The sequence below is a fragment of the Pseudomonas fluorescens genome (assembly GCF_900636825.1).
GTDB classification, from domain to species: domain Bacteria; phylum Pseudomonadota; class Gammaproteobacteria; order Pseudomonadales; family Pseudomonadaceae; genus Aquipseudomonas; species Aquipseudomonas fluorescens_BG.
In genome coordinates, this window is sequence record NZ_LR134318.1 from 1523108 (window position 1) to 1535424 (window position 12317).

Sequence of the window (12317 nt, forward strand, 5' to 3'; positions counted from 1 at the left end):
TTTGCGAAAGGTTTGAAGATGCGCGTTCTGATTGCCGAACACGACCACGCGATATACGCCCGACTGCTGCGTCAGGCGGCGCCGGAACTCGAAGTGCTGACCAGCGGCGACTCAGCCGAACTGGCGCGTCAGGCCGCCGATTGCCCAGTGTGGCTGGGCCAGCCGGACCTGCTCGCGACCCTTTTGCGCCAAGGGCACCAGCCACAATGGCTGCAATCGACCTGGGCCGGCATCACGCCGCTGCTCGCCGACGGTTTGCGCCGAGATTATCGCTTGACCCGCGCGGTGGGGATTTTTGGTCAGGTGATGGCCGAATACGTGCTGACCTACATCCTCGGTCACGAGCGCGAAGTGCTGGCGCGACTGGTCAGCCAGGTTGAGCGCAAGTGGGACAACCGCACCGGCCAGAGTCTCGTCGGGCGCAAGGTGTTGATCGTCGGCACCGGCGACATTGGCCAAAGTGTGGCGCAGTTTCTGCGACCTTTCGGCGTCGAGTTGTATGGCATCGCCAGCAGCGCCCGGGAGCAGGCACCGTTTGTTGAGGTCGGCTCGATGGCCGATCTGCCGCGCCTGGTCGGCGAAGTCGATTACGTGGTCAATCTGCTGCCCAATACCGAACACACCCACGATATCTACGACGCGGCGCTGTTCAAGCAATTCAAACCGACCGGGTTGTTCATCAACGCCGGGCGCGGTGTCGCGGTCGTCGATGCGGATCTGGTGGAAGCGCTGAAGGAAGGGCATCTGGCCGGGGCGGTGATCGACGTTTGCCGTCAGGAACCGTTGCCGCAGCGTCATCCGTTCTGGACTGCGTGGGGCTTGCTGCTCACCGGGCACAGCTCGGCGCCGACGTCTCCGGCGTTGATGGTGCAATTGTTTATCGAGAATTTGCAGGCGTATCAGGCGGGCGAAGCATTGCGCGGGGAAGTGGATTTCAACCGCGGATACTAAGTTGGCATCAAAAGATTGCAGCCTGCGACAGCTCCTACAGGGAACTTTGAACTCCTGTAGGAGCTGCCGCAGGCTGCGATCTTTTGCGTTTCAGAGGGTGAAGTCGCCTTCAGCCACCAGTTCGCTCAGCGGGCGACGCGGGCTCGGGGTCTCGCGGGCTTGCAGGTACTCGGCCAGCGTCGCCTTGTCACCCAGTTTGCCCACCGCCACCGCTGCGTGCAGGGCGTATTCCTGAGGAATGTTCAGCTCTTTGCGGGTCAACTCCTGATCGAAACCCGCCATGCCGTGAGTGTGCCAACCGCTGATGCTCGCCTGCAGCGCCAAGTGGCCCCATGCCGAGCCCGTGTCGAACGTGTGCCACAACGCAGGCGTCTCTTCAGTCGCGCCGGGGGCGGTGAAAGTGGTTTTCGAGATCACGATCACCAGCGCCGATGCGTGCTGCGCCCAGCCGCGATTGAATTCATTGAGCAGGCCCAGATAACGCTGCCAGTTCGGCGTATCACGACGTGCGTACAAAAAGCGCCATGGTTGCGAGTTGTACGCCGATGGCGCCCAGCGCGCGGCTTCGAAAAAACTCAACAGGGTCTCTTCAGGAATCGCTTCGCCGGTGAAGGCACGCGGCGACCAGCGCTCGGTGAACTGCGGGTGAATGGCGTAATCGGCAACGCGAGGGTTGGCACTCATGCACGGATTCCTTGCAAGTGAGGGTTGAGAAGTTCGCTGCAAAACCCTACTGGGCGGCACTGTGACTGACAAGCGCGATTTGCCGCCAGTCGCCAGCGCTTGGCCCGCAAGGCCTTGGCGACTAGACTGGCGGCCTTTTCACCACCTGATGTTGATGCTTGAGCCATGGTCGCCAAAGTCGAACCGTTCTGGAAACACAAAACCCTCGATCAACTCGATCTGGAGGAATGGGAATCGCTGTGCGACGGCTGTGGTCTGTGCTGCCTGCAAAAACTCGAGGACGAAGAAGACAACAGCGTCTATTACACGCGTATCGCCTGCAAACTGCTGGACCTGAACACCTGCCAGTGCAGCGATTATCCGAACCGGGTCAAGTTTGTGCCTGATTGCATTCAGCTCACGCCGGGCCAGGCTGAAGAGTTCAAATGGTTGCCGCCGAGTTGCGGGTATCGGCTGGTCAGCGAAGGCAAGGACTTGCCGTCATGGCATCACCTGGTGTGCGGCGACCGCGATGCGGTGCACCACGAGCGCATTTCCCAATCCGGACGGATGCTCGCCGAAGGCAGCGTGCCGGAGGATGACTGGGAAGATCATCTGATTTTTCGCGCGGGTTGATGAGGTGGTGGGTTCTTGAACCCGTAAATGTCAAAAAATCATCCGAACGCGGCCCGAGCCTGCGGCAGCTCCTGCAATGGAAAACGTTATTCCGTGTAGGAGCTGCCGCAGGCTCGGGCCGCGTTCGGACGATCTTTTGCTTTAAAGCCTCAAACGCCGGCTTGCGGCGATTTCAGCGAATCGTTGCCAGTGACGGTGGCCGTTTCGGTAGCCGCCTCGGCATTGGTTTTCAGCTTGCTCAGTTCTTCGCCGGCACGCTCGATCTTCGCCCGCACGTTATTCATGTCCTGGCGGCCCTTTTCCAGCAGGCTTTTCGCTGAGCAGTGACCGGTGATGCCGCGAGCCACGGCCATGCCGCCCAGTGCCACCTGGATCAGACCGAACACGCCACCGCGGCGCAGGCCTTTGCCGACCATCAGCACGCCGCCGGTCAGCGAGCCGATACGTTCCCAGCCGTGCACGTTCTGGTGCGATGGCGATTGGAACGGGGTGGATTCGATGCGTTCTACGCGTTTGAGCTCGCTCATGATCTATCTCCTGGCAGGATGCGATTGATAGATAAGCTGACTGCCGCGGCGGTCAGCTCGTTCCATCGAATGTGCGACGTTTCAGCGGAATTTCGGGCCGGAGCGAGTGTTCAAGCCTTTGGCCATGCGATCGTAGAGCACGACGTTTACTGTGGCGGCGAGGTTCATGCAGCCGGTGGTCGGGATGTACACGACGTCTTCGCACCAGTCGCGGATCTCTTTATCCAGCGAGCCGTCTTCGGGGCCGAAGATGTACAGGGCGCGATCCGGATGGGTGTACTCCGGCAACGGGCGAGCGCCCTCGACCAGCTCGACCGCGACGGGTACGCAGTTGAGCGGGAGGATCTTTTTCAGGTCGTCGATGCCGATCAAGGGAATGTCGTAATGCACGCGCTTGGTGTCGGTGACGAAGTCGGCGGCGCGTTCATAGCGCTTGCCGGTGTAGAACACCGATGCCACGCCATAGCAGCCTGCGGCGCGCATCACCGAACCGACGTTCTCCGGTGACTTGGGGTTATACAAACCAATGCAGCTGTACCGTTTGTCTGCCACGAGCGGGGTGCCTTCGGGAAAAAGAGGGCGATTATACGGGGATTGGGAGAGGGCGGGCAGATCCGAGATCTGCGGTGTCTGCTCTGGCCCTATCGCTGGCAAGCCAGCTCCCACAGGTATCTCGGGTGTTCACGAAATTTGTGAGCGACCAAAATCATTGTGGGAGCTGGCTTGCCAGCGATGGGGCCAGTTCAGGCGATGATGATCTTCAATCTTCTTTTTTCATCAGGCCAGCGAGGGCGGCGAAGGGGTTGTGTGTGGCCTTGGCGATCTTCGGCGTGCTCAGCGAGCCTTCGTTGAAATACTGCTGATCGGTGTAGCGCGAGTGTTCGTTGTCGTGGCAATACAGGCACAACAATTCCCAGTTCGAGCCATCCTGCGGGTTGTTGTCGTGATTGTGGTCGCGATGGTGCACGGTCAGTTCGCTCAGGCGCTTGCCGGAAAACTCGCGAGTGCAACGGCCGCACACGTGCGGATACATCTTCAGGGCCTTGTCGCGGTAGCCCATTTCCTTGTCGCGCTGGTTGTCGGCGAGGATGCGATCCAGCTTCGACGTGTTGGTTGGCGTGGACGAACTCATGGGTTCACCTTTGTAAAAGACTAATGACGGTTATGCGCAGAGTTTAGCTCAGCCTTTGAGCTTCTCGGCAATCCAGATCGTATGGCGCGTGCCCTTGTTGCCGTGGGCGAAGACCTGTACTTCTTCGGCTTTGAAGCCGGCCTTCTTCAATTTGTCGGAAAACTGCCGATCGGCGCTGGCCGACCACACCGCCAGCACGCCTTTGGGCCGCAGGGCTTTGGCGCAGGCATTCAGACCAGCGGCAGAATACAGCCAGCTATTGGCTTTCTGTGTCAGGCCTTCGGGACCGTTGTCGACATCGAGCATGATCGCATCGAAACCGTTCGGCTCGCTTTGCAGAACCTTGGCTACGTCTTCCTGGCGAATCACCGTGCGCGGATCGAGCAGCGGCCGGCCGGACTTCTCGCCGAGCGGGCCGCGGTTCCACTCGACCACGCCGGGCACCAGTTCGGCGACCACCACTTCGGCATTTTTGCCCAGATGCTTGAGCGCCGACGCGAGGGTGAAGCCCATGCCCAAACCGCCGATCAAAACCCGTGAGTTGTCTCGCCCGGCAACCTTGCGGCAGGGAATCTCGGCCAGCGCGTCCTCGGATCCGTGCATGCGCGTGTTCATCAACTGCCCGCCGTCGCCGCCCTGGATTTTGATGACGAAGTCCTCGCCATACTCGAACAGGCACAGGGCACCGCCGCTTTCAGGGATCGGGGTGGTGTCGAGCAGAACGAAACGTTTCATGGAAATCTCTACAAGGGGGAAGGCAAGCAGGCCCGTTGGGAGTAGCCTGAACACAGACTAAAGGCCAAACGGAGCCCTTGATGAAGCGCACCATTCTAACGGTCATTACCTTGGCCGCGCTCGCGATTACTGCCGTGCAGGCGCAGCAGGCCATTCGGGTCAGCCCGACGCCGCAACCGGGTTCGCCCGGCACTGCGACGCCGACGCCATATCCACAGATCACTCCGATCACGCTGCCCAAGTCCGGCGCGGGCAGTGGCAGCCCGCCGCTGGTGCCGATCGAAATGCCCAGCCCGCCGGGCAAGGATCAACCGGTGCCGGGCATTGAGTCGAACGGCAGCAAGGTCAAATCGCCCGGCGGTTAAACCTGCTGCGCTGCCAGTTGACCGTCGGCCATGCGCAGACGTTTGGACAGCGAGACGGCGAGGGCGCGGATGATCTTCGCGGCGATTTTCGGCGCATCGTTGAGCATTTTTTCCAGCGAGTCCTTGCCCAGATTCAGCAACTGACAGTTGCTCGCGGCGATGCAGGTGGCCGAACGGCGTTCGCCATCGAGCACGGCCATTTCCCCGAAAGCGCGGCCACTGCGCAGGGTCGCCATGGTGATGACCTGGCCATCGGCGCTGGTTTTCTGTACGGCGACCTGACCGGTATGAATGATGCACATGAAGCTGCCGGCATCGCCCTCATGGAAAATCGCTTCGCCTTCAGCGACGGTGCTGATGCTGAAGTAGCCCGAAGCGGCGGCAAAGTCGGCCAGCTGCAATTGATCGAACAGGCCACAGTCCATCAGCCAGTCGCGGATTTCGTTATTGAGGAAGGTCGGTTCTGACATGTCGGTGCGGTCTTTATTGTTTTCTCGGATTTCAGGCTTCACACGGACCCGTGTAGGAGTTGCCGCAGGCTGCGATCTTTTGATTTTTTAACCGCAAGATCAAAAGATCGCAGCCTTCGGCAGCTCCTACACAGGGAATCGGTGGAGGCGTTGGGTCTGCTGTTAAGACCCAAGCCACCCACAGAGTTCCTCAGGCAATACCCAAAACCTTGAACACGAATGCATATTCGAGCGCTACGTCACGTAATCCCTGATAACGCCCACTCATGCCGCCATGTCCGGCGCCCAGTTCGGTCTTGAGCAGCAGCACGTTGTCGTCGGTCTTGGTGGCGCGCAATTTCGCTACCCACTTGGCCGCTTCCCAATATTGCACGCGGCTATCGTTGTAGCCGGCAATCACCAGCATCGGTGGATAGTGCTGCGCAGTAACGTTTTCGTACGGCGCATAAGCCTTGATCCGATCATAAACCTCTGGCTCTTCCGGGTTACCCCATTCGTCGTATTCGGTGACGGTCAGCGGCAGCTCCGGATCGAGCATGGTGTTGAGCACATCGACGAACGGCACCTCGGCGATCGCCACGCCGAACAGATCCGGCCGCTGGTTGAGCACCGCGCCGATCAGCAAACCGCCGGCGCTGCCACCGCTGATCGCCAGTTTTTCCGCCGTGGTGATGCCGTTGAGAATGAGGAATTCGGCGCAGGCGATGAAGTCGCTGAAGGTGTTGTGCTTGTGTTCCTGCTTGCCGGCGCGATACCAGGCTTCACCGAGTTCGCCGCCGCCGCGTACGTGGGCGATGGCGAAGGCCATGCCGCGGTCGAGCAGGCTCAGGCGTGCGTGGGAAAACCACGGGTCGAGGCTGGAGCCATACGCGCCGTAACCGTACAGATACAGCGGCACCGGTTGGCCGACCATTTCGCGCTTCATCACCAGACTGATCGGCACCTGCGTGCCGTCTGGCGCGGTTGCCCACAGGCGCTGACTGACATAGGCGTCGGCGTCGAACGGACCGAGTACCGGAGTTTCCTTGAGGACAGCCTGTTCGCCGCTGGCGAGCATCAGCTGGCGCACCTGGGCCGGACGATTCAATGCTTCATAGCGTAATCGAATGCGGTCGCTTTCAAATTCCAGGCTGTTTTGCACATACAGGCTGTAGGCCGCATCCGGCAACTGCACGCGATACGACGCAAGACCGTGCGGGTGAACTTCGATGATCGGCAAGCCACCTTCGCGCAGGCTCAAGGTCATGGCCTCGGCGTTGAGGCTCACGCCGTCGAGCATCACTTCGTCGCTGTGCGGGATGAGGTTTTGCCACTCGGCTTCGGTTGGCGCGGTGCCGGTGTCCGGGGCCTGATACAGCGCGAAGTTGATGCCGTCGCGGTTGGTGCGGATAAACCAGGTCCAGACGCCATCGAGCAGACCGTGATCGACATCGTATTCATGGTCTTCGACCCGCGGCGCCAGGCACGCGAACGGCAAGTGCGGCTGGTTGGCGTCCAGCGCCCAGACTTCGCTGGTGGTCTTGCTGCCCAGCACCAGCAGCAATTGCTGCTCGGAACTGGACCGGTAGCAATGCAGGAAGAAACGCCCGTCGGTTTCGTGGAAGACTTCTTCAGCCGCGGTGCCATCGAGGCGGTAGCGCAGCAGTTTGTGCGGACGATGAGTGTCGTCGAGCACGCCAAAGAACAGCGTCAGGCTGTCGTTCGCCCAAGTCATGCTGCCGTCGCAGTCTTCGAATACCAGTTCGCTGACCTTGTCGTTGGACAGTTCCTTGACGAAGAGCGTATAGATTTCGTCGCCGGAGGCATCGACGCTGTAGGCCAGACGTTGGTGATCGGGGCTGATGCTGAACGCGCCCAGCGAAAAGAAACCGCCATTGGCCAGCGCGTTCGGGTCGAGCAGCAGTTGTTCGCGGCTTTCGTCGAGGGTCAGGCTGTCGTCCGCCGGACGCGGGCAGCGGTAATGCCGCGCATATTCGTCGCCAGCGGTGGTGCGCGTGTAATACAGATACGGTCCCCACGGCGAGGGCAGGGACAGGTCAGTTTCGAGAATCCGCCCTTTGATCTCTTCGAACAGGCTTTCGCGCAAGGGCGCCTGATCGGCGGTTTGCGCTTCTTGCCAGGCGTTTTCGGCCTTGAGGTAATCGAGCACTGCGTCGGTGTCGCGCTCCTGCAGCCAGGCATACGGATCGGCGCCAGGCGCCTTGTGGGCAATCGGAGCGCTGCTGATGTGGGCGGATTCGGGCATGGAAAGCTCTCGGGCAATATTCGGAATTAAGGTTTCGCGCGGCGCTTGAAATCACCGCAAAACCTTGTAGGAGTGAGCCTGCTCGCGATAGCGGTGTGTCATTCAAATCAACTCTGACAGATCCGCCGCCATCGCGAGCAGGCTCACTCCTACAAGGCGTGTGTCTATTGGGACAAGCCGCATGGGCGAAAAGTCGTTACTATAAGCGCCTATTTGCCTGCCTTGCCATGGACACCATGACCGAGAACGACTATCTGATCGCCTGGGGCCTCTACGCCTTTGCCGCTGTGGGCTGCCTGTTGGTGGGGATGCGCCTGACGCGCTGGATGTGGCGCTGGTTGCGCGAGCCACTGCGCGTGCTGATGGCGGTGTTGCTGTTCAGCCCGACCATCATTGACCCGGTGAAAGCCAAGGTCGCGCCGTCCATCGCCATCACCGCGCTGGACCTGGCCTTCAAGGTCGGCAACAACGCCTGGCGAGCGGTCTCCGATCTGTTCATGTACGGCATGATCGCGTTCGGTATCTACCTGGTTTTCGTATTGATCCGTTTCCCGATCGAACGCGCCTCCCGCGCTCGTCGCGAGCAATCGGAGGCCGCCAAAGCCGCGGCCCGCGCCGATGATCGCGACGACGATCAGCCATTCGGCGGTGCTGGCGACGACCGTTATGGTCGCCCGCCGGTGCCGAATAACCCGCAGCGCATGCGGGTTGAGCCGCGTCTGTAACCCGAGAGTCCGCACATGTGTGAATTACTGGGCATGAGTGCCAACGTGCCGACCGATATCGTGTTCAGCTTCACCGGCCTGATGCAGCGCGGCGGCCGCACGGGCCCGCACCGCGACGGCTGGGGCATCGCCTTCTATGAGGGCCGTGGCTTGCGCCTGTTCCAGGATCCGGCCGCCAGCAGTGAATCGGAAGTGGCCAATCTGGTGCAGCGCTACCCGATCAAGAGCGAGGTGGTGATCGGCCACATCCGTCAGGCCAACGTCGGCAAGGTCAGCCTGTCCAACACCCACCCGTTCGTCCGCGAACTGTGGGGCCGCAACTGGTGCTTCGCGCATAACGGCCAGCTTGCCGATTTCACCCCGATCAAGAGTTTCTACCGCCCGGTCGGCGATACCGACAGCGAGGCGGCGTTCTGCGATCTGCTCAACCGCGTCCGTGCAGCTTTTCCGGAGCCGGTCGAGGTCGAAACGCTGTTGCCGGATCTGGTCGCGGCCTGCGCCGAATACCGCAGCAAAGGCGTGTTCAACTGCCTGCTCAGCGACGGTGACTGGCTGTTCTGCTATTGCTCGACCAAACTGGCACAGATCACCCGGCGCGCACCGTTCGGCCCGGCGCGGCTCAAGGATGTCGATGTGATTGTCGATTTCCAGGCCGAAACCACACCCAACGACGTGGTCACCGTGATCGCCACCGAACCGTTGACCGAAAACGAAACCTGGACCCGCTACGAACCGGGCCAATGGAGCCTGTGGCGACGCGGCGAATGCGTCAGCCAGGGCAAGACCGAATAAGGATTGCACCCGATGTTGCTCAGTTATCTACGGCTGGTGTTGTTTGCGGCGGGCCTGTTGATCGGTGTCCAGGTGCCGGGGTTCATCAATGACTACGCGAAACGCGTCGAGGCGCATCTGATCGAGGCGCAGACCGGGTTGCGCGGTTTTCAAGGCACTGCCGATCAGTTCTTCAAAGGCGATATGCAAGCGCTGGTCGCGCATTATCGTGCCAGCGAAGACCCGATATTTCGCAGCGATGCCGACAGCCTGAACACGTTGCTCACCCGTCAGGTTGCGCTGGATAAACAGTTCCAGGCGATGCAAGGGCCTTGGTACATCCGCTTCCTGCAAGTGGTGCTGGCTGCTGATCCGGATATCCGCAAGGAAACCTGGAACGGCTACAGCTATCAGATTTTGCTGACCCCGGAAGCGATGATCTGGGGCATGAGCGGCGCGTTGCTGTTGTCGTTCGGCCTCGAGTGCCTGTTCCGCCTGATTGACTGGGTAGTCCTCGGCGGCAAGCGTCTGCGCCAGAGCCGACCGATCGAAGATCGCGACGTGCGCGGCCTCTGATTTGCTCGTTCCCACGCTCTGCGTGGGAACGCAGCCCGGGACGCTCTGCGTCCCTTTCAAGCCGAACGCGGAGCGTCCGTGGAGGCATTCCCACGCAGAGCGCAGGAACGATCAGTGTGTGAGGGTGACGTAACCCTTTCCCACCTTGCGTGCATAGTCCGCCAACACCTGCCGACACAACGTCACTATCTCCTCGACCCACTCAACCCCGATCCGCCACGACACCACCACCTGCAAATCTGGCGGTCGCTGTTCGATATTCAGCAGGATCAAATCCCCGCGCGCCAGTTCTTCGGCCACCAGCACCGGCGGCAGCACACCGATACCAAATCCGTCGCGCAGTAACCGCGTGATCGCCGACACCGAATTCACGCAATTCAAACGTGGTGCCAGCACGCCATTGGCCTGCATCAACGCCAGCAAGTCCTGATGCGGCCGGGAGTTTTTCGAATAAGTGATGATGCGTTCCTGCGCCAGTTCGGCGAGGTCGGCGTAGTCGCGGTGGTAGATCGACTGGCTGGCGACGATCCAGCCCAGCGGATGGCTGGCCAGTTCCAGGCTGCGCACGCTTTCGTGGCGGATCAGATCAGTTTGCAGAATGATGTCGAGAAAGCCTTTTTGCAGTTGATCGCAGAGGTTCAGTGCGGTGTCCGCGACCAATTCGATTTCGACCCGCGGATACAAATCGGTCATCTGCGCCACCAACGGGCTGAGCCAGGTGTGGATCACCGTGTCCATCACACCGATGCGCACCCGGCCGATCTTGCTCGAACGGGTCTCGATCGATTGTTTCAGCGCGGCCATGGTGTCGAGCATCTGCTCGGCGTAGTCGAGCACTTTCAAGCCTTCGGGCGTCAGGCTCACGCCACGCGAATCACGCAAAAACAGCTTCACCCCAAGCTCACCTTCGAGCACCGCGATGCGGCTGGAGATCGACGCCTGGGTGGTGAACAGCTTGTCGGCGGTCAGGCGAAAACTCTTCAGTCGGGCGACCCAGACAAAGGTCTCGAGAAACTTCAGGTTCATGGGCAAGGCTCGGGTGACAAGTTTTTCTTATGCCTAAGGCGGGTTTTTATTCGTTGGACGCACAAGCGCCGCGCGGCGAAAAATCGGCGCATGCGGTTCCCACGATAGGCGTCGTCGGAGCTTCGAACAAGACCAATAAAAACCTGCGGAGATTTGCCATGAGTGCTCCCGACACCCTCCCGTTATCCACGTCTGCGGCACGTCCGGGGCCGTTCGACTGGTATCGCAATATCAATCAGCAGGAGCGCCGCACGTTCTGGAGTTGCAAGATTGGCTACGGCCTCGATGGCATGGACACGCAAATGCTCAGCTTTGTCGTGCCGACCCTGATCGCGATGTGGGGCATCACCACGGGCGAAGCGGGGCTGATTCACACCAGCACCTTGATCGCCTCGGCCATTGGCGGCTGGGTCGCCGGGATTCTCTCTGACCGCATCGGTCGCGTACGCACCTTGCAACTCACTGTACTGTGGTTCGCCTTCTTCACTTTTCTTTGTGGCTTTGCGCAAAACTACGAACAGTTGCTGATTGCCCGCACCCTGATGGGCTTTGGTTTCGGCGGCGAATGGACCGCGGGCGCGGTGTTGATCGGCGAGGTTATCCGCGCCAAAGACCGCGGCAAAGCGGTGGGCATGGTGCAGTCCGGCTGGGCGTTGGGCTGGGGCCTGACGGCGATTCTCTATGCCGTGCTGTTTTCACTGTTGCCACCGGAAGACGCCTGGCGCGCACTGTTCATCCTCGGCATCGTACCGGCGATTTTCGTGATTTTTGTGCGGCGTCTGGTGAAAGACCCAGAGATCTACCGCGAGGCTAAAGCGGCGCAAACGCCGGAGAACCCAGCGAAGTTCTATGAGATTTTTGCGCCGGGCATGCTCTTCACCACGTTCCGCGCGTCGTTGCTGACCACCGGTGCGCTGGGCGGTTACTACGCAATCACTTCCTGGCTGCCGACCTTTTTGAAAAACGAGCGCGGCTTGAGTGTGCTCGGCACTGGCGGCTATCTGGCGATGGTAATTGTCGGTTCTTACGTCGGCTATGTGATCAGCGCCTATCTGACTGACCTGCTGGGGCGCAAGAAGAACTTCATCCTGTTCGCGGTCGGCTCGTTCACCATCGTTCTGCTTTATACGCAGATGCCGGTGAGCAATGGCGTGATGTTGTGGCTGGGCTTCCCGCTGGGCTTTTTCGCTTCGGGGATTTTCAGCGGTATGGGCGCGTTTCTCACTGAGCTGTTTCCCACGCGGATTCGTGGTTCGGGGCAGGGCTTTTGCTACAACATCGGCCGCGCACTGGCGGCACTGTTTCCGCTGTTGATCGGCCTGCTCAGCCAGAAAGTGCCGTTGAGCGTAGGTATCGGCGCGTTCGCTGCGGTGTCGTATGGCGTGGTGATTCTTGCGGCGCTGAGCCTGCCGGAAACCCGTGGCAAGCAACTCGACGCGCACTAACTGATAACCTGCCAGGCAAAGTCCTACAGACGAAAAGATCAGCACCTACA

Annotated in this window: 15 protein-coding genes; 7 read left to right on the forward strand and 8 right to left on the reverse strand. The window is 60.4% G+C overall.

Going from position 1 to position 12317, the window contains the following annotated elements:
- Positions 1-18: 18 nt before the first annotated feature.
- The gene (locus EL257_RS06975) at positions 19-951 is read left to right on the forward strand and encodes a D-2-hydroxyacid dehydrogenase (protein WP_126361018.1); all 933 of its coding nucleotides are present in this window, start codon (positions 19-21) and stop codon (positions 949-951) included.
- A 90-nt stretch (positions 952-1041) separates the two neighbouring features.
- Here EL257_RS06975 and EL257_RS06980 read toward each other — a convergent pair whose 3' ends face one another.
- Entirely contained in the window at positions 1042-1635 is a 594-nt protein-coding gene (locus EL257_RS06980; RefSeq protein WP_126361020.1) for a nitroreductase family protein, read from the reverse strand.
- 165 nt (positions 1636-1800) lie between these two features.
- Between EL257_RS06980 and EL257_RS06985 the strand changes: the two genes are divergently transcribed.
- Positions 1801-2250 carry a YcgN family cysteine cluster protein gene (locus EL257_RS06985; RefSeq protein ID WP_126361022.1) on the forward strand — a complete coding sequence of 150 codons (450 nt, stop codon included), beginning with the start codon at positions 1801-1803 and terminating at the stop codon, positions 2248-2250.
- Positions 2251-2399: 149 nt separating this feature from the next.
- Here the strand turns inward: EL257_RS06985 and EL257_RS06990 are convergent, their stop codons facing one another.
- The 4 genes from EL257_RS06990 to EL257_RS07005 form a co-directional block, all read right to left on the reverse strand.
- A complete protein-coding gene (locus EL257_RS06990) occupies positions 2400-2777 on the reverse strand; it encodes a YgaP family membrane protein (protein ID WP_126361024.1) in 378 nt (125 codons plus the stop codon).
- Positions 2778-2858: 81 nt separating this feature from the next.
- A complete protein-coding gene (locus EL257_RS06995; protein ID WP_007911337.1) occupies positions 2859-3329 on the reverse strand; it encodes an RNA methyltransferase in 471 nt (156 codons plus the stop codon).
- Positions 3330-3537: 208 nt separating this feature from the next.
- The gene (locus EL257_RS07000) at positions 3538-3909 is read right to left on the reverse strand and encodes a YajD family HNH nuclease (protein ID WP_126361026.1); all 372 of its coding nucleotides are present in this window, start codon (positions 3907-3909) and stop codon (positions 3538-3540) included.
- A 48-nt stretch (positions 3910-3957) separates the two neighbouring features.
- Positions 3958-4644 (reverse strand): spermidine synthase, encoded by a 687-nt coding sequence (locus EL257_RS07005; protein WP_126361028.1) that lies wholly within the window; start codon positions 4642-4644, stop codon positions 3958-3960.
- 80 nt (positions 4645-4724) lie between these two features.
- On the opposite strand from EL257_RS07005, the gene EL257_RS07010 reads away from it, so the two are divergent.
- Complete coding sequence (locus EL257_RS07010) at positions 4725-5009, forward strand: hypothetical protein (protein WP_126361030.1); 285 nt, start codon at positions 4725-4727, stop codon at positions 5007-5009.
- Here EL257_RS07010 and EL257_RS07015 read toward each other — a convergent pair.
- Together EL257_RS07015 and EL257_RS07020 are read right to left on the reverse strand one after the other, a co-directional pair.
- The gene (locus tag EL257_RS07015) at positions 5006-5479 is read right to left on the reverse strand and encodes a Crp/Fnr family transcriptional regulator (RefSeq protein ID WP_126361032.1); all 474 of its coding nucleotides are present in this window, start codon (positions 5477-5479) and stop codon (positions 5006-5008) included. The genes EL257_RS07010 and EL257_RS07015 overlap by 4 nt on opposite strands.
- A gap of 190 nt (positions 5480-5669) precedes the next feature.
- Complete coding sequence (locus tag EL257_RS07020) at positions 5670-7724, reverse strand: S9 family peptidase (RefSeq protein WP_126361034.1); 2055 nt, start codon at positions 7722-7724, stop codon at positions 5670-5672.
- A gap of 227 nt (positions 7725-7951) precedes the next feature.
- Here EL257_RS07020 and EL257_RS07025 point away from each other — a divergent pair, with 227 nt between their 5' ends.
- Genes EL257_RS07025 through EL257_RS07035 form a run of 3 tightly spaced genes read left to right on the forward strand, consistent with a single transcriptional unit; the run spans position 7952 to position 9796 of the window.
- Positions 7952-8449, forward strand: a complete 498-nt coding sequence (locus EL257_RS07025) for an MFS transporter (protein ID WP_126361036.1) — start codon at positions 7952-7954, stop codon at positions 8447-8449.
- Between the two features lie 15 nt (positions 8450-8464).
- The gene (locus tag EL257_RS07030; protein WP_126361038.1) at positions 8465-9241 is read left to right on the forward strand and encodes a class II glutamine amidotransferase; all 777 of its coding nucleotides are present in this window, start codon (positions 8465-8467) and stop codon (positions 9239-9241) included.
- Positions 9242-9253: 12 nt separating this feature from the next.
- Positions 9254-9796 (forward strand): DUF2937 family protein, encoded by a 543-nt coding sequence (locus tag EL257_RS07035; RefSeq protein WP_126361040.1) that lies wholly within the window; start codon positions 9254-9256, stop codon positions 9794-9796.
- A gap of 111 nt (positions 9797-9907) precedes the next feature.
- Here the strand turns inward: EL257_RS07035 and EL257_RS07040 are convergent, their stop codons facing one another.
- Positions 9908-10822 (reverse strand): LysR family transcriptional regulator, encoded by a 915-nt coding sequence (locus EL257_RS07040; RefSeq protein WP_126361042.1) that lies wholly within the window; start codon positions 10820-10822, stop codon positions 9908-9910.
- 158 nt (positions 10823-10980) lie between these two features.
- Between EL257_RS07040 and EL257_RS07045 the strand changes: the two genes are divergently transcribed.
- Positions 10981-12267, forward strand: a complete 1287-nt coding sequence (locus EL257_RS07045; protein WP_126361044.1) for an MFS transporter — start codon at positions 10981-10983, stop codon at positions 12265-12267.
- The last annotated feature ends 50 nt before the right edge of the window (positions 12268-12317 follow it).